21 protein-coding genes and 1 pseudogene are annotated in these 24,867 nt (G+C 33.9%); 6 read left to right on the forward strand and 16 right to left on the reverse strand.

The genetic code is table 11. The features are described 5' to 3' along the window. Window positions 1–318: 318 nt before the first annotated feature. The 4 genes and pseudogenes from H9636_RS00005 to H9636_RS00020 form a co-directional block, all read right to left on the reverse strand. A pseudogene (locus H9636_RS00005) lies at window positions 319–1,315 on the reverse strand (IS110 family transposase). Window positions 1,316–1,885: 570 nt separating this feature from the next. Then, complete coding sequence (gene aspA / locus H9636_RS00010) at window positions 1,886–3,310, reverse strand: aspartate ammonia-lyase (RefSeq protein WP_225229989.1); 1,425 nt, start codon at window positions 3,308–3,310, stop codon at window positions 1,886–1,888. A 252-nt stretch (window positions 3,311–3,562) separates the two neighbouring features. After that, window positions 3,563–4,867: an Nramp family divalent metal transporter gene (locus H9636_RS00015; protein WP_191705616.1), complete on the reverse strand. Its 1,305-nt coding sequence runs from the start codon at window positions 4,865–4,867 to the stop codon at window positions 3,563–3,565. A gap of 150 nt (window positions 4,868–5,017) precedes the next feature. Next, complete coding sequence (locus H9636_RS00020; RefSeq protein ID WP_191705617.1) at window positions 5,018–5,350, reverse strand: TetR family transcriptional regulator; 333 nt, start codon at window positions 5,348–5,350, stop codon at window positions 5,018–5,020. Between the two features lie 232 nt (window positions 5,351–5,582). On the opposite strand from H9636_RS00020, the gene H9636_RS00025 reads away from it, so the two are divergent. Continuing rightward, window positions 5,583–6,206, forward strand: coding sequence for a LysE family translocator (locus tag H9636_RS00025; protein ID WP_191705618.1), 624 nt, complete (start codon window positions 5,583–5,585; stop codon window positions 6,204–6,206). Window positions 6,207–6,607: 401 nt separating this feature from the next. Here the strand turns inward: H9636_RS00025 and nhaC are convergent, their stop codons facing one another. The 8 genes from nhaC to H9636_RS00065 all read right to left on the reverse strand — a co-directional run bounded on the left by nhaC (window position 6,608) and on the right by H9636_RS00065 (window position 16,351). Beyond that, window positions 6,608–7,984 carry a Na+/H+ antiporter NhaC gene (gene nhaC, locus H9636_RS00030; protein ID WP_191705619.1) on the reverse strand — a complete coding sequence of 459 codons (1,377 nt, stop codon included), beginning with the start codon at window positions 7,982–7,984 and terminating at the stop codon, window positions 6,608–6,610. 294 nt (window positions 7,985–8,278) lie between these two features. Further along, window positions 8,279–8,812, reverse strand: a complete 534-nt coding sequence (locus tag H9636_RS00035; RefSeq protein WP_191705620.1) for a hypothetical protein — start codon at window positions 8,810–8,812, stop codon at window positions 8,279–8,281. A gap of 198 nt (window positions 8,813–9,010) precedes the next feature. Continuing rightward, on the reverse strand, window positions 9,011–11,602 hold the full coding sequence (locus H9636_RS00040) for a calcium-translocating P-type ATPase, PMCA-type (protein ID WP_191705621.1): 2,592 nt from the start codon (window positions 11,600–11,602) through the stop codon (window positions 9,011–9,013). Between the two features lie 479 nt (window positions 11,603–12,081). After that, entirely contained in the window at window positions 12,082–12,717 is a 636-nt protein-coding gene (gene ytaF, locus H9636_RS00045) for a sporulation membrane protein YtaF (protein WP_191705622.1), read from the reverse strand. 167 nt (window positions 12,718–12,884) lie between these two features. Next, complete coding sequence (locus H9636_RS00050) at window positions 12,885–13,988, reverse strand: 5-methyltetrahydropteroyltriglutamate--homocysteine S-methyltransferase (RefSeq protein WP_191705623.1); 1,104 nt, start codon at window positions 13,986–13,988, stop codon at window positions 12,885–12,887. 118 nt (window positions 13,989–14,106) lie between these two features. Then, a complete protein-coding gene (locus H9636_RS00055; RefSeq protein ID WP_191705624.1) occupies window positions 14,107–15,024 on the reverse strand; it encodes a LysR family transcriptional regulator in 918 nt (305 codons plus the stop codon). Window positions 15,025–15,381: 357 nt separating this feature from the next. After that, complete coding sequence (locus H9636_RS00060; protein WP_191705625.1) at window positions 15,382–15,846, reverse strand: phage tail protein; 465 nt, start codon at window positions 15,844–15,846, stop codon at window positions 15,382–15,384. Between the two features lie 19 nt (window positions 15,847–15,865). Continuing rightward, window positions 15,866–16,351, reverse strand: coding sequence for a GyrI-like domain-containing protein (locus H9636_RS00065; RefSeq protein WP_191705626.1), 486 nt, complete (start codon window positions 16,349–16,351; stop codon window positions 15,866–15,868). A 110-nt stretch (window positions 16,352–16,461) separates the two neighbouring features. Here H9636_RS00065 and H9636_RS00070 point away from each other — a divergent pair, with 110 nt between their 5' ends. Next, window positions 16,462–17,421 (forward strand): helix-turn-helix transcriptional regulator, encoded by a 960-nt coding sequence (locus H9636_RS00070; protein WP_191705627.1) that lies wholly within the window; start codon window positions 16,462–16,464, stop codon window positions 17,419–17,421. Between the two features lie 202 nt (window positions 17,422–17,623). Here H9636_RS00070 and H9636_RS00075 read toward each other — a convergent pair whose 3' ends face one another. Further along, on the reverse strand, window positions 17,624–18,334 hold the full coding sequence (locus H9636_RS00075) for a MerR family DNA-binding transcriptional regulator (protein WP_191705628.1): 711 nt from the start codon (window positions 18,332–18,334) through the stop codon (window positions 17,624–17,626). Window positions 18,335–18,484: 150 nt separating this feature from the next. Here H9636_RS00075 and H9636_RS00080 point away from each other — a divergent pair, with 150 nt between their 5' ends. After that, window positions 18,485–19,363 carry an alpha/beta fold hydrolase gene (locus H9636_RS00080; protein WP_191705629.1) on the forward strand — a complete coding sequence of 293 codons (879 nt, stop codon included), beginning with the start codon at window positions 18,485–18,487 and terminating at the stop codon, window positions 19,361–19,363. A 738-nt stretch (window positions 19,364–20,101) separates the two neighbouring features. Here the strand turns inward: H9636_RS00080 and H9636_RS00085 are convergent. Next, window positions 20,102–20,470, reverse strand: coding sequence for an iron chaperone (locus H9636_RS00085; protein ID WP_191705630.1), 369 nt, complete (start codon window positions 20,468–20,470; stop codon window positions 20,102–20,104). Window positions 20,471–20,666: 196 nt separating this feature from the next. Next, on the reverse strand, window positions 20,667–21,533 hold the full coding sequence (locus tag H9636_RS00090) for a LysR family transcriptional regulator (RefSeq protein ID WP_191705631.1): 867 nt from the start codon (window positions 21,531–21,533) through the stop codon (window positions 20,667–20,669). A 126-nt stretch (window positions 21,534–21,659) separates the two neighbouring features. Here H9636_RS00090 and H9636_RS00095 point away from each other — a divergent pair, with 126 nt between their 5' ends. The 3 genes from H9636_RS00095 to H9636_RS00105 all read left to right on the forward strand — a co-directional run bounded on the left by H9636_RS00095 (window position 21,660) and on the right by H9636_RS00105 (window position 23,978). Next, window positions 21,660–22,847 carry a YbfB/YjiJ family MFS transporter gene (locus H9636_RS00095; protein ID WP_191705632.1) on the forward strand — a complete coding sequence of 396 codons (1,188 nt, stop codon included), beginning with the start codon at window positions 21,660–21,662 and terminating at the stop codon, window positions 22,845–22,847. A gap of 21 nt (window positions 22,848–22,868) precedes the next feature. Then, window positions 22,869–23,072 carry a tautomerase family protein gene (locus H9636_RS00100; RefSeq protein WP_122973660.1) on the forward strand — a complete coding sequence of 68 codons (204 nt, stop codon included), beginning with the start codon at window positions 22,869–22,871 and terminating at the stop codon, window positions 23,070–23,072. A 456-nt stretch (window positions 23,073–23,528) separates the two neighbouring features. Beyond that, a complete protein-coding gene (locus H9636_RS00105) occupies window positions 23,529–23,978 on the forward strand; it encodes an AraC family transcriptional regulator (protein WP_191705633.1) in 450 nt (149 codons plus the stop codon). A 282-nt stretch (window positions 23,979–24,260) separates the two neighbouring features. Here H9636_RS00105 and H9636_RS00110 read toward each other — a convergent pair whose 3' ends face one another. Next, window positions 24,261–24,851, reverse strand: a complete 591-nt coding sequence (locus tag H9636_RS00110) for a hypothetical protein (protein WP_122973658.1) — start codon at window positions 24,849–24,851, stop codon at window positions 24,261–24,263. Window positions 24,852–24,867: the final 16 nt, after the last annotated feature.

A 24,867-nucleotide genomic window follows, 5' to 3' on the forward strand; every position in this document is an offset into this window, starting at 1 on the left:
GATACTTTCAACTAGATGATGGATATGGAAAGCAATATCATTATTTTGTAATTTTACTTCTAAATCTAAAGGCAAAACGAGTTGATTCATGTTATAATCTTTAAACATAAGGATCCTTCTTTCTGTATAATTTTGTTATGGTGACTTAATTTTATCAGAAGTGGTCCTTATTTTTCTGTGAAAATAAATCAAACCTTCGGTCTTTGAATAATACTATTTATATTAGGTAATTCTTAAAGTGACCTAAAAAAGCCAATAAGAAAGCAGAGCTACCTGTTCAGAGGTAACTTTGTATAAAATTATTTGTTTATGGTTATATTAAATTACTTGGGGTTCTTTGTATGGCTCCTTGTTCATCAACATGGAGTAAATAGCCCGGAGCATTCGATGCGAGATCGCAACGAGTGCTTTTTTCTTTCCTCTTCGTGAGGCGAGTGACCAATATTTGTTTGCTAGCCATCGATTTCGACTTCTAGATACAGCCCAAGCTGCTTCACACAAGGCGGATTTAATATGAGGATTTCCTTTCACTGTACGTGTACTTTTCCTTTTCCCAGCACTTTCGTGATTACCAGGCGAAACGCCTGCCCATGATGCATAACAGCTGTAGCTCTTCTTGATAATTTTGTAGGAGTTGATCCATCCGTTCTTCAATTTCTGAAATTAAAGTTTCTAAGTATTGAATATGTTGCCAAGATTGACGAATTAGGAAGATTTGATGTTCATTAATTGTTCCAAATAGAGAATCTGTAATCCGTTGTTTTTTCGGAATCAACTTTCCATGAATATCTTTTTCCACATCTACTTCATCGACATAGCCTTGTTCAATTAATCGATTTAATAGTTTTCGACCTGATACACCGAATACATCTGAGATAACTGTACTTAGTTTGACATTTGAACTTTCTAATACCTTTTGTATTCGATTCTTCTCTGAAACCAAGTGACTAATCCACTTTTTACGCAGTCTTGTTAAATCTCTTAGTTCACGAATATCTACAGGGGGAACAAAGCTCTTTTCAATCAAACCATGACGTAATAACTTCGCTATCCATTCTGCATCTGAAACATCCGTTTTTCTTCCAGGTACATTTTTAATCCGTTGTGCATTCGCTAAGGTGATATCAAAGAAATCCTCTAAAATGTTAAAAACAGGTTTCCAATACACACCCGTACTTTCCATTGCAATGTGTGTAACTTCATGCCCCTCTAACCATTTTAAAAGTCGAAACAAATCTTTTGTGAGTGTTGGAAATGTCTCGATTTCTGTATACAGGTCGTCTTCACGATTCCCCTTAATAACACAGGCTACAATTGTTTCTGAATGTACATCTAAACCACCTCCATAAAATCACTCCGATACATGATGATCACAAACAGTGAGTGAATTTGAACATAAGCATTTTTCTGTACGTAGTCATCCTACTAATAAGCGGAGCTAACAAAGGGTTGAACACCAAATTCACTCAAACAGTTTTTATTACAGGGTCAACGCCACCAAAAAAACCCACATCTTACATCCTGTTTGTGTCATTACCATTATGAACCGAAGGTACTTATTTTCATGCTAGGGTTGGGTGTGAAAAACTCATGACTGTTTTTATTTAAAATAATCAAAGCCGGTGAAATTTTACTTATCGTAAAATTTCACCGGCTTTTCATTTCAGAGGTGGGTTTTGTCCCAGCCTCTTCTTAAAATCATTATGAATTTTGTCTAACTAACTAGTGTTGTATTTAAATTATTCAATGCAAAAAACCTTTATATTGGATGATTGGTTATTTTCTCCAAATCCAATATAAAGGCATTTTTTAAAAGTTAAGTTAACATTTCATTAAAATAGTTCTTGATTCTACTATTTCCTTATTTGTTTTCTTAATCAAAAACTCAATTATTTACTAAAGATCTGCCACCTGCAATACCAGGATGAGTCATTTCATAAGGATCTAATATCATATCAAGTTGCTCGGCTGTTAATGCACCCGATTTTAAACAAAGTTCACGTACAGATGCACCAGTAGCAATCGCTTCTTTTGCAATTTGAGCAGCAAGTTCGTATCCAATATGAGGGTTTACTGCTGTAATAATGCCGACACTTTTCTCAACATACTCTTTTAAATGCTCTTCATTTGCTTTAATACCATCTAAACATTTTTCCGTAAAGACAGTAAAGACGTTACTCATAATTGAAATGGATTGAATTAAATTAAAGAATAGGACTGGTTCCATAACATTTAATTCAAATTGACCTGCTTCAGATGCTGCAGAAATAGTTAAATCATTCCCCATTACTTGGAACGCCACTTGATTGACTACTTCAGCCATTACAGGATTTACTTTACCAGGCATAATCGATGAACCAGGTTGGCGAGCTGGTAAAACGATTTCAAATAAACCATCTCTTGGACCAGAAGCCATTAAACGTAAGTCATTTGCGATTTTTGACATATTAATCATACAAACTTTTAATGTAGCGGACACTTCTGTATAACAATCAGTATTTTGAGTTGCATCAACTAAATGTTCAGCACCTTTTAATGGGAAGCCACTTAGTTCACTAAGATTTCGAACGACTGCATCAATATAAGTTGGATCAGCATTTAATCCCGTCCCAACCGCAGTTGCTCCCATATTTACCTCATATAAATGCTGTCTTGAAAGGGAAATGCGATCAATGTCACGTGAAACAACACGACTATATGCTTCGAATTCTTGTCCTAATAAGATAGGCACTGCATCTTGAAGATGTGTCCGACCCATTTTAATAACACCAGCAAATTCCTTCGATTTTGCAACAAATGATTTTTGCATTTTTTTAGTAGCATCTAACAATTGATCCATTAAGCTTAGTACTGCGATATGGGTTGCAGTAGGAAATGCATCATTCGTTGATTGAGACATATTAATATGACTGTTCGGACTAATTAATTTATAGTTCCCTTTTTCCTCTCCCATTAATTCTAACGCGCGGTTTGCAATTACTTCGTTTGCATTCATATTGATGGACGTACCTGCTCCACCTTGAATTGGGTCTACAATAAATTGGTCATTCCATTTCCCTTCAATCACTTCTTCACAAGCTTGAATAATGTATTGCCCAATTTCTTTTCCTAACATACCCACTTCAATATTAGCTAGCGCAGCAGCTTTTTTTACGATACCTAAAGATTTAATAAGTTCCGGATGAATACGATAACCCGTAATTGGAAAGTTTTCGACTGCTCTCATCGTTTGAACACCATAATAGGCATCCTTCGGTATTTCCTTTTCACCTAGAAAATCTTTTTCAATACGAAATTCTGTCGTCATCATAATATGATACTCCTTTTAAGACATCATTAATTAATCTATTTTTTCGATAAAACCTATCTACATATTAGATAATATAATAGTTTTGAAAAGAAAGAAACATATTATTTATCATTATCCAAATTTTTATTTAATAAAACATAAAAAGAGCGATCTCACCTCCATTGAATTGGATGAAAAACAAATTTTGCACCCAATCATATCTATTTTGCACATAAAAAAATCAGCAACTGTACTGAACAGTTGCTGATATTCTTAACCGAAAATTATTTTAATTAATTCATTAGCACCTAAATATACAAACATTGCAACACAGGCAACTAAAACTATATTAGGTAATGCTTTATTTCGTAATGGTTGATCAATTTTCTTCGAATTTAACAAGATTAATAGGGAAATCGCTAAGAACGGCATAAATAATGAACCAAGAGCACCGTATATAATCACAAGTTCTACTGGTTTACCAAAGAAGTAAAGAATCATTGGTGGGAATGTTAACCAGAATAAGAAGAAACGATAAGCTTTATCCGTTTCATGAACTTGCTTCCGTGGTGCATCTTTCTTTTCACGAATTGTTTGTACAAAATCGGCAAATAAATACGGAACACCGTGCCAAACTCCAAGCAATGAAGAAAAGGCTGCTGACCAAAAGGCACCTAGGAAAACCCACTTCATCGGCTCTCCAAACTCTTGACCTAACAAACCGGCTAAATCAATCAGCCCTTGATCTCCCCGTAAGTTAACGTCTGTTCCAAATAAAAACTCAGCACCAATAATTAACCCAGCGATTGTAAAAATCCCTGTTAAAATATAAGCGACTTTCGAATCAATGCGCATCGTCGATACCCATTTTGGTCCTGTCCATTTCTTTTCAGCTAACCAATAACCGTAGGAAGCCATCGTTATTGTACCACCTACACCACCAATTAAGCCCATCATTAACATAAATGAACCTTCTGGAACACGTGGAACGAAACCACTCATGAAGTCCCCGAAACTTGGTAAAAACAATAAAGCTGTTCCGATGATTGTTAGGAACATAATCCCGATTAGTACGGTCATTACTTTTTCGACTACTTGATACTTACCAAACCATACAAGTAAAAATCCTGCAACGGCATGAATGGCAGCCCATGCCCATAACGGTATGCTCGGGAATATAGCATGCATCGCCATTCCGGATGTTGATGCTGCGGTTGCCCCGTAAACAAACCCCCAAATGATGGAATAAACACCAAAGTAACCAGTAGCCCATTTACCAAGTTGATGCCATCCCTGAACCATCGTACGTTCGGATGCTAAATGCCATCTTCCTACTCCTTCATTTAAGAAGTATTTTAAAATGGAACCAACTAATATGGCCCATATAAATGTCGTACCAAATTGTGTTCCGATTACGATCGATGTAACTAAGTCTGCAGTACCTACCCCAGTAGCTGCTACAACGATTCCCGGCCCAACTTGCTTCATTTTTTGACTGAATGTTTCCGGCGGCGTTAATAAATTAGGGACAGCTTCCACTGTAGTTGCCGCCACCTTATCCTTTGTATGCGCTTCCATGTAAAACCTCCCATTTGTACGTACTGCGTACAAAAGTACGAAATACGTTTATTTGTATTTTAAAGATAACAAGGATAACACGAGAAAACAATATTTTTCTGAAAATTTTTTTAATTACATTACCTATCAACCAAAAATGATTCAAATGGTCTATCTCTTAAATCCCTTAACAGATTCAATACGTGAGGTAGGATTTACAGCAAGTTCTTGACCGCCTTTAAATAAAGGGGTCAGGTAATTATAGAGGACATGCATTGCTATTCCATAAAGTTTCTCTGTTGTTGTAAAATAGAAGGCTTCTTTTGCCATCCATTTTGTATACCATTCTTCCATCGAATTTTGTGCTAATAAAACAAAGAGCTTTTCTTTATTTTGAAAATGATAATAAATGTGTCCTTTACTATAACCAGAAGCTTTTGAAATGTCTTGTATAGAAGTTTGATTGTAGCCTTTTTGAGAAAATATCAAGGCTGCGTTTTCCATAATGTTCCTCCTAGCATTATCACTGTTATAACACTTTTTCCCAAGATCACTAATACTCCTTTGAATTGAACGAACGTTCTAATTTAATTACTTTTTTCGGGAGTGGATACAACTGGTAACTAAAGTTCACAATATTGGGATTTTTCCAAATTCATAACTATAATCGAAAAAATTTGGTATACCATTACATACGTCTATAATATAATTAACTTTAAAAAATGGAGGGATAAATATGGACATCCTATCTATACTATCATTTTTAGGTGCTGCAATCGTTCTTACCTTAATGCCTGGACCAGATAATTTGTTCACTTTGGCCCAAAGTATAGCAAAGGGTAAAAATGCAGGTATCTTTACTACCCTTGGACTTTGCACAGGATTGTTGGTTCATATTACTGCTGCAACAATCGGAATATCAGCAGTCATTTATCAATCTGCCTTTGCTTTCACGGTAGTGAAATATGCAGGCGCGGCATATTTGTTATTTTTAGCATATAAATCATTTAGAGAAAAAAGTTCTAGTTTTCATCTTCATAACGAAGACAATTTAGACTACAAATCTTTATACAAAAAAGGGATTATCATGAACGTTTTAAACCCTAAAGTTTCCTTGTTTTTCCTAGCTTTTTTCCCACAATTTATTAACTATGAGAATGGTCATGTCCCGATTCAAATGCTCATCTTTGGAATCATATTTTTAATTCAATCTTTCGTCATCTTCACTTTAATAAGTATTTTTGCTAGTAAAGTAGGTAATTTCCTACGTAAAAACAATTCAATCTCTAAAAAAATTAACATGATTCAAGGATCTTTATTTACACTAATCGGTTTGAAAATTGCTTTTAGTCAAAAATAATAATACTTAAAAAACATGAGACTCTAGTTTTCCTTTACATAAAAAAGCGCAATCCTTATTGATTTGCACGCAAATGTTAGAATTGTGTCTAACATTTGCGGTGCAAATCATTTCAAGGATAGCGTACGATTGTTGAACTACTAAAAACTTTACTTTTACTTTCTCCAGGTAATCCATCTACTTTACAAATCTTTTCTAATGTAAATCCCTATTTAATTATTTTTTTAGAAGGCATATGATCTCGGTTAATATTGCTACTTTGTTTATGCAAATAAGCTTGTGAAGTTGGTCTGTTTAAAATACGGACTCTAAATAATAATAGAAGCTGGTCGACCTTCCTTCATGTCTACTATAAAAAAAGTAGCACAAACCATGGCTTCGGTTTGTACTACTTAGTATGTTTAGTTTCTTGATATTGTCAGATTTAACCATCCGAAAATGATGGTAAGGACTGGACTCAGTAAGCAAAAGAACGCAAAAGGCAAATAGTCAATCACGGAAACGTTAAGCATTGAGGTAATAAATAAACCACAAACACTCCAAGGGACAAGCGGATTAACGACTGTACCCGCATCTTCCATTACCCGGCTTAAATTTTTCGGATGTAAACCTAATTCTCTATATTGTTTCTTAAAGGCTTCCCCTGTTAATAAAATCGATAAATACTGTTCTCCAACTACTATATTAATACCAATTGCGGTAAAAGCCGTCCCTGTAATCAATGCACCAACAGATTTTAATAAAATTTCAATTTTACTAAGCAATGTTTGAATAATACCTAGAGCAAATAATAACCCACCCATACTGAGGCTAAGCACCACAAGCATAATTGTAAAGAACATACTACTGATACCACCACGAGTTAAGAGTGAATCAATCACTTCAACTCCTGTTTCAGAAACATATCCATTATATAAAATTGCACAGTAATCACTAACTGATAAAGAAGTATGAAAAATTGATAAGAAAAGTGCTACAAGGGAACTAACAATAAGTGTTAAAAATGCCGGCACTTTTTTCAATGTGCAAACAATCAAGACGAGCAGAGGAACAATGGCATACCAATGCACAAAATTTGCATCTTGTAAACTAGTCTGATAGAACGCAATAGTTGTGTTATCTACTTCTTCAACTGAAGGGGATAAAGCAGCATATAGGACACCGCTTATTAAAAACGCAGGAATCGTTGTCCAACTCATATTTTTTATATGTTCAAATAAATCAATATTGACAATGCTCGCAGCTAAATTGGTTGTATCTGACAATGGAGACATTTTATCGCCAAAAAACGCACCAGATACAATAGCGCCAGCAGTCAAGACAAGCGATGCATCAATAGCTCCTGCAATACTTATAAAAGCAACCCCAATCGTCGCTACAGTCGTCAATGAACTTCCGATTGCTGTACCAATAATCGCTGTAATGATAAATACAATCGCATAAAAAAAACTAGCCGATACGAGAGAGAAACCCAAATATAAAAGCGTTGGTATTGTACCGCTTAATATCCAGCTACTGATTAATATACCTATTAAAAAGAAAATATAAATAGCTCCAATTCCAGTAATAGCTCCAGATCTCATACTTTCTTCTAACACTTTAAATGGCACACGTTTTAGTAAACCGTAAAAAATGAGAAGAGTAATCGATAAAAGAATAGGAATATGTGGTACAGCACCTAACTTTCCTATCGCAATCGAAATGATTGAAATAACTATTATTACAATAAATAATGCTTCGAATAATGACGGTTTTGTTTTTGCCTCAATAGAAAACATTTTGTAAACTCCTAGATGATGTAATTTCACGCTTTAAACTTCAACGCTTCAACTCGATAAAGTCAACTATCATTCTAGCACGTATTTGCTAAAAGTCAATAGAGAGGGTTAAGAATTAATATAAGTCAGAATTAGGACTTAAACAGGTAGAGCTTTTAAAGGTGACTATGGGTATTTAAGGGATAAAGTTCATCCTTTATTTACTAATCTAAGAAATTAATGCCTAGTATTCCTTTTCTAAAAAAACAAAACGAGCACCCTTATAAAAAAACGGTGCCCGACTTATGAAATCTATTAATCAATAATTTTTATGAAGTCTTCATGATTGAATCGAATAAAATCACTTATTCTCTTTATAGTAAGATTAGCTATTTCATTAAAGTTGGAATACAAAGGTTTAATGGACTCAGAAAGTTCCTTATTATTCTGAAGGTCTTCCCGTTTAACAACAAACTTTTCCAGACTACTCGGACCGTTATGCCTTTTAATAACAGATTCCGTTTCTTCTAGAAGGTGGAACATGTTCCCCTCCCCAAAATATTGTAATCCAGTTTTAATGGCAGACCAAATTTTTGGTTGAGCTATAAAATAAGCACTCCACCAATAGAACTCAGCTTCAGATTCAATTACATGATCATAATATATATGAAAAACAAACAATGCTTTTTGTCCCGAAGTAAGCTCTTTATAAAAATGTACTTTTACCATCGTGCTATTTTCTTGAGCCATTCTGTGTTTATAATCCAAAATTAGCGGTTTAAAACATGCATGAAATAGAGCTTCATCATTTAACGAATCAAATTCTTGTTTTGTCATTTGTACAATCATTTATAATACACTCCTTTCATTTATTATAAAGTATTTGAAAGTTAATCTCTTGTTTTTTAGCCATAATTTCACAGTAACTTACTTATTATTTGAACTATTTTTATCTATATTTGTTCTACCCATCGTAACGATTAATAAATAAAAAAGATGATCCATTTTTGACCATCTTTTTTGAAAGACCTTCTCATATAATTTTTTTTATTTTTTAAAATAAAGTCTATGAAACTGAATAATAATGAGCGGTACAATGGCAAGTCCATAAATCGTTAATAATTGGGTACGATCTAATATGGCTACTTCGAATAATCCTACAATTAACACCACGTTTAATAGTACAAATCCAATAAGGAAGGCGATCCAAACGGATAAATTTGAAAATAGTCCTATTTTAAAAATAGATTCATTTGAACGACAATTAAAGCCATGGAACAATCTCGATAAACATAATGTTGCAAACGCCATCGTACTCGCAACTGTCGTATCACCAGTCATCAACCCTCTTTGGAAAGCGATAATCGTAACCGCCGCAATGAGTAACCCTTCCAAACCAATTTGCGAAACAAAGCTCTTATTTAATAACGGTTCATGGATATTTCGAGGTTTTTCTTCCATCACTTTTTTACTATGTGGCTCTAAACCGATTGCAATTGCTGGTAAACTATCGGTTAGCAAGTTAATAAATAATAAATGAACCGGTGTAAATGGAGCTGGTAATGCAAAAAGTGTTGCATATAAAACAACTAATATTGCTCCTGTATTTCCAGATAATAAAAACCTTATTGCATTTTTAATATTTTCGTAAAGACTACGACCATTAGAAACTGCTTTAACAATAGTTGAGAAATTGTCATCGGTTAAAATCATCGATGAGGCATCTTTTGCAACTTCTGTGCCCATAATCCCCATTGCAACCCCAATGTCAGCTTGCTTTAACGCTGGACCATCATTGACACCGTCTCCCGTCATTGCAACAACGTTCCCTTTTTCCTGCCAAGCTTTTACAATCCGAATTTTATGTTCCGGTGACACCCTCGCATAAACAGAGAAGTTTTCAACTTGTTCTCTCAATTCTTTATCTGATAAATGTTCAATTTCTTTCCCTTCAATTGCTTCAGATGGGTCTTTTAAAATGCCAATTTGTTTCGCAATAGCGGCAGCTGTAATTTTATGATCCCCTGTTATCATTACAGGTTTAATCCCCGCTTTTATGCAATCTGCTACGGCTTGTTTCGATTCCTCTCGAGGAGGATCCATCATTGCAACCAAACCAAGAAAAATAAAGCCATCCTCATCTTTCGTACTTACTTTAATAGAATTCACTTCTTTATAAACTAATGCGAGTACTCGTAATCCTTCGTTAGAGAAATTACTATTTACTTGTTTAATGGCATCGAGTTGTTGTTTCGTAATGTTCGAAACTCCTTGGGAAGTCCGAATTTTCACAATACGAGAAAGCAGTACATCTACAGCTCCCTTCGTAATGATAACATATCGATTACCTACTCGATGAAGAGTACTCATTAATTTTCGATTTGAATCAAAAGGTACTTCACCATATCGCTCAAACTGCTTCCGTATATGAAGTTCATCAATATTATATTGATTTCCTAAACGGACTAGGGCTATTTCTGTTGGGTCCCCAATTTCTTTATCGGTAAACGCAACGGAGTTATTACATAATAAAGCCATATGAAGGAATGTGTGATGAAGTTCATTACTTATTTGCAATTGATCATGTTGCATTACTTTTTCGTTTATATATAATTTTTGGACAGTCATTTTATTTTGAGTTAGCGTCCCTGTTTTATCAGAACAAATTACTGAAATACTCCCAAGACTTTCTACTGCATGGAGTTTTCGAACAATGGCATTTTCTTTCGCCATTTTTTGTGTCCCAAATGCTAATACAATTGTCACGATTGAACTTAATGCCTCAGGAATGGCAGCAACTGCTAAAGAAACTGCAAACATAAATGAATCACCTAATTCGCGACCGCGCAAAATATCTAAGCCAAATATAATGAAACAAATGATTATAATCCCTATTGCAAGACGTTTACCAAAATGTTCTAAACTAATTTGAAGAGGTGTTTTCTTTTCTTTTGCACTATCAAGCAAGTTTGCAATCTTACCAATTTCCGTATTCATACCAATAGATGTTACAATAGCTTTTCCTCGACCATTTGTTACGAAGCTGCCCGAAAAGACCATATTCGTCTTGTCACCAAGTGCCACTTCCGCTACATTAATAACATTTGCTTCTTTTTCGATAGGGAGTGACTCCCCTGTTAGGGAACTCTCGTTAATTTGTAAACTATGACTTTCAATAATTCGACCATCTGCACTAATATAATCCCCGGCATCTAAAATAAGAATATCGCCAACAACAACCTCTTTTGAAGGGATTTCCGTTGCTTGTCCATTTCGAAGTACCCTTGCGATAGGGGCGGCCATTTCCTTTAAGCTATCTAAAGATTTTTCTGCTTTAATTTGTTGAACAGTGCCTAGTATCGCATTTAAAATGACAACGACCAAAATAACGATTGAACTTTGCACTTCCCCTAAAAATACAGAAATTAAAGCAGCGACCATTAAAATTATGACTAAAAAATCTTTAAACTGTTCAAGGAAGATTTGACTTATACTTTTCCGTTCGCTCTCTTGTATTTCATTATATCCATACTTCTTTTGTCTCGTCCGAACTTCAAAATCCGTTAATCCATGCTCCGTTACATCCAAATCGTTCATTACTTTTTGTATAGGTTCTCGGTAATATTCTGTTACGTTCATTAGAAATCCCCCATATCCTTGTAATTCGTATTGTTCTTATTGGCAAATGTACTTTACTATACCTTCTAATCATTTCTAGTAAGACAAAAGGAGACTATGCTTTGTTTTCACCAATGGAAAATACAAACTAAATCTTATTTTGTTTTCCCATTTGACTCGTTCACTTATCTATTTACTTTCCATTACAGCAACCATCTTTTTGTATAGCACAATAAATTATATGTATGGGATGGATAATTATGTGAGATTTTTCAATTGTAACTAAATTAACATTATAGAAAGTTGTTCTATATCCCCTAAATATTGAATGTTCATTTTTTATCTTATAAAGCAAAAATGAATAGATTCCAACTAGGTGAATCAACATCTATGGCATTAATTAAAAAAGAATAGTATGTTTTTACAAAATAAAATACTGTTTTAAAAGTTTGTATGCTAACTTTTAAAACAGCACCATTTATCCTATTTAGAATCTATCTTCACATTTTAAATAGTCCAATTAATATAAGGGCTATGCCTGGTAAGAATGATAATTTTTTCATCCAGTTCATATTTCTAAAGATTAAACCAATATTAATCCCTGCTATTACAAAAATGACACTTGAAACGGTTACGACGATTGAAAATAAAATTGGAGGTAAATCTATTAAAGCCGCACCAATACCAGCACCGAATGAATCCAATGACAACGCTAATCCTAAAAACAGTGCCTCGATACTACTAATACTTCCTGAACGATCAAAATCAGCTTCCGAAGGCTTTTTTAATATTTTAATAATTAGCCTTAATCTTTTCACTTCAATTTGAATAACTTTCATATCGCTTTGTCTTCGTTTTGAATTACTGTTGGATGTTATAAATTGATACAAGACCCAGATGCCGATAACGATTAATATCAACCCACCAACTCTTTCCGCCGCTTCATAGGAAATGAACAATTCGATAACCGAACCGATTCCCATAGCCAATAATAAAATAATGAAAGTGCAGGAAAAGATAATCATAAATGATTTGAACGGAATCTTAACTCTTCGCATTCCATATGTTAATCCAACCGTAAAGCTATCAAGACTAACTGCAAAGCCTAATAGCATTAAAGAAAGTAAGTCACCCATTTTTTGCTCCTTTCATACGCTACTCCCATCTATCGTATGAACTGGCTAAGCAAAGTGATAATGATTCAATTTGTGATTTCGTCCCATAGCTCTTTTTCTTGTCTTGATTTAAAAGATCAATGATAATAAAAAAGCGAACAGCCTTGTAAAAGGTGTTCGCTAAAAACTTATCCCCAAATCTCTTTCGAAATATCGACAATATACTTCAACTTCGCCCATTGCTCATCCTCAGTCAAAATATTTCCGTGATGAGTAGAAGCAAATCCACATTGTGGACTAATACATAATTGCTCTAATGGCACATATTTTGTTGCTTCTTCTATTCGAGCTTTAATATTTTCTTTTTCTTCTAATTCTCCATGTTTAGATGTGAACACGCCAAGTACTACTTGTGGTCCACCGTTCGGAATATACTTTAATGGGTCAAAGTCACCAGAACGGTCATCATCATATTCTAAGAAAAATCCGTTTACTTTTTCTTTTGCAAATAGTGTTGGCGCAATTTTCGCATAACTTCCTTCAAACGCCCATTTAGAGCGGTAATTTCCACGACAAAGGTGAGTCGTAACAATTAAATCTTCTGGTTTATCTTCCAACACCCCATTTACTACTCGTAGTGCTAAATCAATTAATTCTTCACGAGAATAGCCGCTATCATTAAATGGTATTTCAGGTGCATTTAGACCAGCAATATAGACATCATCGAGTTGTAAATAACGACAACCCGCATCATAAAATGCTTTGATTGCATCACGATATGTTTGGATAATATCCTTTGTATATTCTTCAATGTCTGGATAAATTTCTAAGTTACGAATTCCTGCGTTAAATAATTGGTTTGGACTTGGGATTGTTTGTTTTGCAACGGCCCGATCCCCGACGATTTCTTTAAATTCGAGAAAATCTTTAATATGTGGGTGATCTGGGTTAAATGAAATTTTCCCTACAACACGCACATCATATCTTTCCGTTTCTTCCCCTTTAAAGGCAAAACCATGATTTGGGACATATCCTTCTACACCATTTAAATGTTCAAGAAAATCCGTATGCCAAAATCTTCGTCGAAATTCTCCGTCTGTAACAGCTTGGAGCCCAACTTCAATTTGCTTATCAACAATTTTTTTGATTTCTTCTGTTTCAATCGTATGTAGTTCTTGTTTAGTAATGTTACCTTCTTGAAAATCCTTTCTTGCCTTATGAATTCTTTCTGGGCGCAATAAACTTCCTACATGGTCTGCTCTAAACGGAGCTTTTACAAGTGTTGTTGTCATAATGTGATCTCCCTCTTTCCTTTTATTAAAATCCTCTTCTCTTGATGTAAAGCTAGTGTAGCATAGGGGAATTATTATAACGTAACACAAAAAATCTATTCCTCGTTATAGCTTCAAACTATAATGATTGTAATTCTTCCTCAATTGACTCTTTTAAATATTGAATATACGTATTAGCCAACGTACTATTTGTAACATTTTTATGGGTAATATAACCAACATGAATTTGCTCATCTACTTTTAAAGGAATAGCGATAATGTCTTTACTATTTAATTTATGACTAATCACCCCAGTTGAAATGGTATAACCATTTAATCCAATAAGTAAGTTAAACAACGTTGCACGATCCGTCACTCGAATATTTTTCGGTCTAGAAAGGGTACTAAGAATCTCTTCCGAAAAATAAAAAGAATTATAATCTCCCTGCTCATAGGAAAGATAAGGATAGGGGTCTAAATCGGATAAAGTCACATAATCCTTTTCAGATAGAGGGTTTGCTGAGCTAATAAACACATGGGGATTTGCTGTAAACAGCTCATGGAATTGTAAATTTCCTTCCCTTAAAAACTTGTGAATGACCTTTTGATTAAATTCGTTTACATATAAAATACCAATTTCACTTCGTAAATTTTTTACATCATCAATAATTTCATATGTTTTTGTTTCTCGTAGGCTAAACTCGTACTCTTCTGGGTCATATTCTTTTAAAAGCCGTACAAAGGCACTAACTGCAAATGCATAATGCTGTGCAGATACTGAAAAATGTTGTTGCGGAGATCTAGTATTCGTATACCGATTCTCTAAAAGTTCTGCCTGCTCTACGACTTGCCTAGCATAGCCTAAAAACTCCGACCCTTCAGGCGTAATCAATATCCCTTTGTTTGATCGCAAAAAGATCGTAATCCCGACTTCTTCCTCCAACTCTTTAATTGCATTGGATAGGCTAGGTTGACTAATAAACAGATTTTGTGCAGCTTTATTAATCGAACGACTTTTTGCTACTTCAATCACATATTTTAATTGTTGTAATGTCATTTTTAATCCCTTTTCTTTTTTATTTAATATGAAGAAAACAACTTATTTTCCTAAATTTTTCGGACTCAATACCATTAACCTTTTCCATCTCATTTTCCACTCTAACGAATATGCTTTTATCCTACCATATCGGAATGGTATTGTTGCAATTTTCATAACAATCAACTTCACTATTCAGACGAAGTACTTTTAATTAAGTAGTCCAGTGTATAAAAAAAGAGCACAATTTCACCTCCGGCAATTGCGCTCTCTAACGATATAATTGAATGATAATCACAGTCCTAATACGATATGTTTTCACTCGTGGAACAATAAATAACCGAGTTATTCTTTAATGTAATAGATATTTTGTGTACTTTAATATTCGCCTTTAATAACAAAAAACGATCCTCTAATTGTTCCAGCTAGTTTTGATTTTTGCCTTGCAAATTTAAACTTCCCATCTAACTCTTTTGGTACTTCCATCCCTTCCGAAAGTTTAAAACCAACCGCTCTTTTCTTTGGGTCATCCACGGTATACATAATATTGACCACAAGACCATCTTCATAGAAAACATAGGCGAATTGAATGTTTTCCACTTGAAAACGTGATGTTTCTAATGGCTTCGCTGCAAACTCGATATCCCGCTCTTCTTTTAAAATTCGGTTCACATAATCAAGGGTATCTTGGCTTTCACTAGCTGGAACAACCGTAAATTCATGCTTGTATTTGTTCATAAAGTAACGGGCTTCATTAGCACGTAAACCAGCTAATGTTTCTACTACAGGTGAAGATTCTAATCCAATTGTAGACACATTTTTAAAATCAACGATAGAAGTCATTTCCATCCCTCCGGTAATTTTATCGTCTAACGACAGGAATCCAAATTTCGCCAAAAACCATTCCATTGCGCTGACCCATCTCAACCGTCGCATTTGGACCACCGACATAGGCAAAATCCTTTGCTTCTGGCAAGACTTGACCAAAGGCAATGCCCGTCAGTTGATTATTCAATTCATTAATAGACGTTCCTTCGCCTTTTACAACAAGGTATTCCCCTTTAGGAAATTGAATTAATCTCGATTCGCCTAATTCCGGTGCCTCATTATCTGTTATAACGCCAGCATAATACATCATCTTGTTATTGACTGCCTCATTCACTGCAAAAACGTAATTATTCGTAGCAATGGCTTTTAATGCATCGAGTTTTCCATCTTCACTGAAATTTTTCCAAAAATCCGCTTTTTCTTTGTTTAAACCGGCAAAATCTGTATAATTGCTTTTTAGCTCCGTTCCAAAACCTAAAACGATAAAACTTTCTTTTTCTTCTAATTTGTAATTTTCCATTTTCATAACCTTCCTTTTTTAAAATTATTCAAATGATTTTGACTCATTCACTTGATACGTTTATGATAAACTTAAATCATGTCAAAAAATGATACTGTTTAGGAGCAGAAATGAAAAAAGTTGAACGAATTAATATCATCATGCGGTATATAAACAACCGCGCCCATTTTACAATTTCAGAACTCATGCAAGAATTCAACATCTCTCGTTCGACGGCTATTCGGGATATTCGAGAAATTGAGGCGATGGGGATGCCACTTGTGGCTGAAGTAGGAAGGGATGGAGGCTATTTTGTCATGCACAATTCGGTCCTTCCCGAAGTTCGTTTTACCGATAATGAGGTAAAAGCTCTTTTCATCGCCTTTATGGCTACTAGAAACCAACAACTTCCTTATCTAAAAAGTCGTCAATCTTTAGCCGAAAAATTACTCGGTTTAATTTCAAAAAACCAACAGGATGATCTTGTACTGTTAAATCAAATTTTACTATTTGAAGGAACCAATCCGAATAATCCTGATTTACTGGAGCTGTCTGACCTCCCCCACCCTATGTTGGAAAAACTCATTCAAATTTTACTTTTGGATAACTATTTACAGATTACCATTAATGAAGAGGATGCCATAAAAACTTATCCAATTTATCTTTTGTATCTATATAAAGAAAAAAGTGTTTGGATGATTGAAGGCTTTGACTTAAAAGAAGAAAGGAAACAAATTTTTCCTGTCGACAATCTCACCGATGTCATTGCCTATTCGCCTAAAAAAAGAGTAAGTAGGAAAAAGATATTAGAAAAATTAAGCAATCAGGAAATATTCAATCTTGTCCTTGAAATAGGCCCTAAAGCAATTTCCCAATACAAAAAGTATCATCCTTTCAAAGTTTCAATTTCCTATACAAATCCTTACCAAACGACAGCAATTTTAAAAACTTTTATTAATGTAAATAAAACAGAAGAACTGATTGAATTCACAAATTGGTTACTTTTCCTTGGTGAAGATATTAAAATTAGAGAAATGCCAGAAGAAGTGTTAGATATTTTAAAAGAAAGATACTGCTTATTCTTTCCATAATCATTGATTTTCTAAGTGAAAATGAGGGTCTTCAGAAAAAAAGTAGAATTATCTTTTAAATGTTAAACTATGATAATTTCTAAAGTAAGTTATTTGGTATATAGATTGAACAATAGTTTTTAGTTTTTTTATTAGATCATCAAACTAATAGGATAGATACATTGTCAAGAAAGTAGAGATAGGCGTGGGCTTATCTCTTTTTTTAAGAATTTACTTCTTGGTAAATGTCTATATATTTCATCAGTTTAGCAATCCCTTTTAATTGAAGTAATAATTTATTGTTCAGATTTTCCAATGCTACCTGGAAGGAACGTTCAATTTTATCGTAGTTTCCTGTGTCTAAGTCGTTTAATAATATCTTCATATTTTCTATATAATAAACCGTTTTTCTCAAACTGCTTATAATCAATATTTTTCGAAGCTCAGGTATCGAAAACATTCGATAACCGTTTTCTTTATTTCTTTCTGAATGGACTAATCCTTCATTTTCCCAATGTCGGATAGCTGAAGTATTTACTCCCGCTATTTTTGCGGCCTCTCCAATACTCATCCATTCATTTAATTTTACTTTTTTATATTGAGTCAATTCAGTATTTTGAATCATAGTGAGAATTTCTTCCACTCGCTGTTTTTCCACTTGTATATGGAATTGCTGTTCATTCACTAGCCATAAGGCTTTTGCAAACCTTGAATTTTTAATCATTCTCATAACTTCGTAAACAATCGGTATGTCATATCCTTTTAGCAAGGCTCTAATGGTAGCAAAAGCTTGGAAGTGAATTGATTTATAAAAACGGTGATTACTATCCGTTCTTGGTACAACAGGGATGAGGTCTTGTTCTTCATATCTTCTCAAAGTTGTTGTACTAACATTTAAGGCGTTTGCAATTTGTTTAGGGGTGTAAGACTCCATTTATAGCCTCCTCTATTAAAGTAAAACCTTCAAGTGCTACATTAACATATTCCGAATTAAATCCCAATACATAAGGGCGAAAAGGCGGAAAACCGAAATATTGCATGAATGTTATACGATAATAGTATAAACATTTTAGGAGTGATAAAAATGGAGAAGAACATAAAACTTACGGATGAATCAGAATTAAAGGTTGGTTTAGTTGGGAATCCCGACACTCCAACAATCATGCTTCCAGTTGCTAAAGAATCTGTTTATGGACAAGAAGCTGAAAACTTAAAAATGTGGGGAGTAGACCCCGAATTAGGAAAACATTTTATTGAAGGACTCGTGGACAATTTTCAGATTCTATATTTCGACTACGAAGGACACCGTTTGCAACATCCGAGCCCTGAGAATCTCACACCTGAAAATATAGTAAAAGATTTAATAAAAATTGCTGATGAAATGAAAGTACAAAAGTTTAGCTATTATGGATATTCATGGTTAGCTTTAGTTGGATTACAATTAGCTATTCGGACAGATCGATTAGAAAGCTTAATCATGGGTGGTTTTCCGCCATTAAATGGTCCATATAAAGAAATGATGGTAGTAACAAATAAAACATACGAACAAGCTTTGTTTAATCAAAATTCTCCTGTTATGAACGAATATAATGATGTTAATCCCGAAAATGGTGAGTGGGATAACATACAGGTAAAGATTGACACGAATCAAACTAAACAATTTGTTACAATGTATAAAAATTTGAAGGAGTTTGATGATCGAATAATTCAACATAAATTAGCTATACCAAGATTAGCGTTTGCTGGAGATAAAGATACAATTGTTTATGGAGAAAACTTTGGCAGTTTAACGGTAGATATTATCGGTATACTTCAAAAAAATAAATTAGATTTAGAACATAATGGATGGGATATAGAGATTATAAAAGGGGATGATATGAATCACACCAAAGCAATGCAACCTGTAACGGTACTGCCTTTGATAAAACCTTGGTTGCTTAAAAATTTGAATATAACTTGTTAATTATAGTTATTCGATACCAATTCTCAAAGGTTGAACAAATTGACCTATACAATACAATCGCCTCAAGAAAATGAAACTCACATGATATTTTAAAGTGTGAGCTTGTGAACATTGTCCTGAATACCGTTTTGATAAACTGCACAAACAAGGTTTAATTAACAGAAAGAAAGTAGCTAGTATTTAATTTTGGCAATCCTCGCTTTATGAGGATTGCTGATTAAGTAACTAACCGCTATTTAACTACTTACCAACAAAATAAATTATAAAAAATACGCTATTTATTAGTAATGCAGTCAAAGGAATGATTACAACAAATGCAGACATAATTAATTCACTTCTCATTCTTCTAAAATTAGCTTTAATAATACTAAATAACGATATTAGAATGAGAATGAATATATAGTTATCGTACAAACTAATAAAATACTTTGATTTAATTCACCATTTATACTAGCAATATCTTGCACGAAAAATGCTGCTGTTAATCCTATTAATCCTAATACAAATGACGTTAAGAACCATTTTAAAAATTTATCTATTTTAAACACCTACCTATAGATATATTACTAGATAACTACCATTTCAACTTTATTTATATGGGAGTCCATTAATTTTAACATAAATATCCAATTCAAATTATTCCTAGTCATTAAAAAGAGCACAATTTATTTATAAAATTGCGCCAAATGGATGGTAATCCCTCTATTTTGAAAATACTATTTTCTTTTCTATTTTCTTTTACCTCCAAAAGGTTGAACAGTCTGCTTTATCAAAAATATTAAAATCAATCATTTTTTCAAGTAATGCGTAATCAATCTGGCTATTCCATGGGAATCGAATTAGTCCTTTCGTGTGACTATATCCAGCCTGCATTATCTCATCCGTAAAATGAGTAATCCCCGCCTCTTCAGGGGCAACAGCTAAATGATGTTTCGCTACACTAAAGCCTATAATGTATGTACCGTGGTCGGTAAACATAGGCTGCTTCCATTTAACTACTGGCGTTAAATTTGGATATTTTTCACTTACCCACCTTAAAACTTCTTCTGTTCGTTCCCGATGTTGTATATTTTCGATTTTCTCTAGAAATTCTGCAAATACTTCCATATTTTCTCCTCCTAGAATAGAAATAATATATTTTCAGCTTATACTGAAAAATTAAAATCTCCTATAAGTTTAATACAATAACCCTCATTTTAGATATTTATTATTTTATTTAATCCCTTATTAATGGAGTGATATGTAGTTTACTTCCTATATCTTTTATAATTGCCGTTTACATCAGAGTAAATTTAAACCAAACCTACCTTTCACTGCTCAACATTTCTATCATTTTCTCGAGTGAAGTAGACGAATACTTATCTTTCCGGTAAATAAAAATCGTTTTCACCTTTCCAAATTGTTCAGGAATATCGTGTTGGACAAGCACTCCTTCTTTCACATGTTTGGCTACTACACTACGAGGAAGTAAACTAATACCAAGCCCGGCAGATACACAACCAATAATTCCGTCAAGAGTTCCAAACTCCATTACTTTTTCTGGTATCACCCCTTCATAGTGTAACCATTTTTCAAATCTTGCTCGGTAAGAACAGCCACTACGAAATACTAATATCGTTCGATTTTGTATTTCTTTTAACGAAGTTAAAGGTTGATGAAACGGATCTGTAACAAGCACTAACTCTTCTTCTATAAAAGTTTGACAAGAAAGTTCTGGATGTTCAATAGGACCTGCAACAAAGGCGCCATCCAATTCATATTGTAAAACACTTTGAACATTTTGCTCTGTCGGACCAGTTTTTAATGTAAGATCAACATCCGGATATTCACGATGGAACTTTGAAAGCAATGCGGGTAAACGAACCGCAGCAGTTGTCTCCATTGAACCAATCGCTAAAGGTCCCTTTGGTACACCATCATCATTCATTACTTCTTTTACTTCTTCTAACAGTTGAAATATTTTATCTGTATAAGCTAGTAATAGTTTCCCTTTATCCGTAAGAGTCGTCCCTCGATTGTGTCGATAAAATAACGTCGTTTGAAGATTACTTTCCAATTGTTGAATTTTTGCTGTGAGATTTGACTGGGCATAGTTTAATTCTTTCGCTGCCTTTGAAATACTACCTGACGCTGCGACAGCTCGAAAAAATTTTAACGATTGGATATCCATCGTCTTCCCCCTTTTTTGATATATAAATTAATGATGCCTTCATATCGATTTTATGTATTATACCATATACCAAAAAACAGATATGATTATGATAGAAATAAAAAACAAAACGAGGGGGTGAAACATTTGAAGAAGCATCCAATTTTATTTTTAGTTGGCGGAATTTTTTCACTAATGATTGCAATGGGAATTGGAAGATTTGCTTATACACCTACCCTACCACTCATGCAAAAAGACCTTTCGTTTTCTGCCACAGTAGCAGGTTACCTTGCTTCGAGTAATTATGCTGGATATTTGGCTGGTGCAATAGTAGCAGGAGTACTTCCGTTGAAAAAGCATAAAACTAATTTTTTAAGAGCTAGTCTTATCATCAGTGTGCTGACCACCTTCGTTATGGGACTTTCCCACTCTTACGTTTTAATGCTTATCCTTCGTTTCGTTTCAGGAATCGCAAGTTCATTCATTTTTGTTATCGCTTCTAGTATTGTGTTAGATAAATTATCTTCTGCCGGTAAAACAAATTGGTCAGGCATTTTTTATTCTGGCGTAGGGTTTGGGATCTTTTTTTCAACCCTTTTCATTCCAACTTTTAACGATTTATATGGGTGGGAAGGAGTATGGATAGGATTAGCCACTGTAAGCATAGTTCTTACGATCTTTGTATGGATGTGGCTAAAGGATTCCCCAAATACATTGACAAAAACGGAAAAACAAGATGAAAAAATTCAAGTACCTCCCCCAAAATGGCTAACATGGTTAATGATTGCCTATGGGTTAGAAGGCTTAGGTTATATTGTAACAGGAACATTCATCGTATCGATTGCAGAAAATTCACCAACATTTAAAATGGACTCATCCTTTGTTTGGATTGTTGTTGGGTTAGGTGCAATTCCTTCCTGTATACTTTGGTCAACATTAGCAAAAAAGCAAGGTTTCGTAATAACACTAGTTTTATCAATGATATTACAAGCTATCGGAATTGCTCTACCTGTTTTCTGGACATCTCAAATTAGTCTTATTATTTCTGCATTATTATTTGGCGCAACATTTATGGGAATCACCACCCTTGCAACTACATTAGTCCGTCAAATGAACCCTGCGAATAGTAGTCGAGTGATTAGTTATCTTACGGCGATCTATGCCTTTGGCCAAATGATTGGACCAACAATTGCCGGCTTTTTAACATCCTTCACTCAAAGTTATAACGCTGCTTTGATAGGAGCAGCTGGCGTTGTCTTTATTGGCGCATTGTTTCTTATACGTGGGATTCGATTTGATCGAAGACCACCATTAGAAACTTCAGCCATAAAATAAAAAAGAAAAGAGGGGATATTAATGCCATACGTAAATATTAAAATTACCAACGAAAACGTTACACCCGAAAAAAAAGCAGCCCTTATTAAAGGAGCCACTCAATTACTTGTCGATGTATTAGATAAAAATCCGAATACAACGGTCGTTGTCATTGATGAAGTTGATACGGATAATTGGGGAATCGCTGGAGAATCGATAACGGTTCGAAGAAAAAACGGTCAGTAAATAAAAGGATAACAACGAATTGAAATTCAATGTTAAAGCAAAAAGGAAGACTCTTCTATTCATCTTTCCTTTTTGCTTTTTTCATTGTCTTCTTTTAATCATTTTACTTCTACCAAACCGTATTGCTCGACATTTACACCAATAGTTTATTTAGGCGTATAACAAAATAACTTGTTAATTTACCTTTGTAAATTTTAAAAAATGGTGGATGAAATAAAGTTATTAATCCCGATTCTGACGTTGACTTTCCTTTATTGTTTTAACCATAGCTAAAAAGACAATAATTACAAATAGCCCAAAAACACGATGATGGATAACATTTTTTTCCATACTCTTCATTTTCATTCAATTATATAATAAATTTTCAAATTATTTTTAAAATTAATCGAAATATTTTTTTATAACATGTTACATTCGAAATGTACCAAAGAATATGGATAGAAGGGATGGAACGTAATGAAATTTAAAATCGAAACTTTTCCAAACTATCGTATTGCTTATATGCGACGAGTTGGTCAATACGGTCCTGCTAATATGGAAGTAATGGAGAAGTTAAAAAAATGGGCGAAGGAGAATAATCTTCTTAATTCTGCAATTTTGTTTGCAATTCCACTCGATAACCCAGAAACAACACCACCTAATCAGTGCAGATTTGATGCTTGCATTGTCATTCCAAATGATTTTCAAGTAGATGATTCAGTTCTTGAAAGGGAACTCTCTGGGGGTGAGTATTATGTTTACGAAGTAAAACATACAACAGAAGATATTCAAAAAGCATATCCGGCTATTTTTCAACATTTACAAAATAACAATTTCCAAATCGATCATAAACCAATTATGGAAAAGTACATTAGTGATATGATTAGTTACCCTTATTGTGAAATATGTGTACCTATTAAACAGTGATATGGTTTAATTTGTTGATAAGGTTATTTCTACATTACATCAATTACAAACGAATTAAAGAAAAATAAAAAGGATTGAGTCCGGTTTAATACCGAATTCAATCCTCTAAACTCAACTTATAGAATGTTCTCATTTATTTGATTACTTCAATTTAAGGAAGCTTTTATGGAAAATATATTAAGATCATCAAGTTATTTAATTTTCCAAAAGTGATAGACATTAAGAGAATTAATTTTTACAACAACCAAGTCGTATTAGACTTAGTAATACATTACAATTAAACTAATCCTCCCAATAAAAAATCGCATCCATCACTAAATATTCTCTAGGTTCCCGATAAATTGTTGCTATTTCCGTTTGAAAAGATAAAGGTTGATTTAATTCTTTAGCCTCTAAAAGCTCATAATCAAACTCTTCCAAAACTTGTTTCAAGTTTTCTGCAATTGTTTGGAAATCTTTACTTATTTTTAATCGATGTGGACCACTAAGTAAAGTCCCATGTGCTCCACCAACTACTTCGTTTGTTTCGGTACGTATTGTTTTATATCTGTCATCTTCACCCATAATTGCAACAGGTGCTAAACGACAAATATCAATAATGATCCCATCTGTCCTTATCTCTCGACGCCCATATTTCTCTTCAACAACTTTAACATCCTCTTTCCGATAACAAAATAATTCAACAAAGGAAGCGTATCCACTGCCAAAATGATTCCACTCTGCTTCACATACTAAATTCGGAATACGGTTTATTCGATGAAATAATCGCCGAATATGTGCTTCTATTTCTTGGTCATCATTTATACTATAGGGGAACTTATTCCCAACACTTTTCCCAGCAATTAAGTCTTGTAATTGTTCATTATTAAACATACATAAAACTCCTCTC

It is taken from the genome of Ureibacillus galli, from assembly GCF_014836845.1.
In the GTDB taxonomy this organism is placed as follows: domain Bacteria; phylum Bacillota; class Bacilli; order Bacillales_A; family Planococcaceae; genus Ureibacillus; species Ureibacillus galli.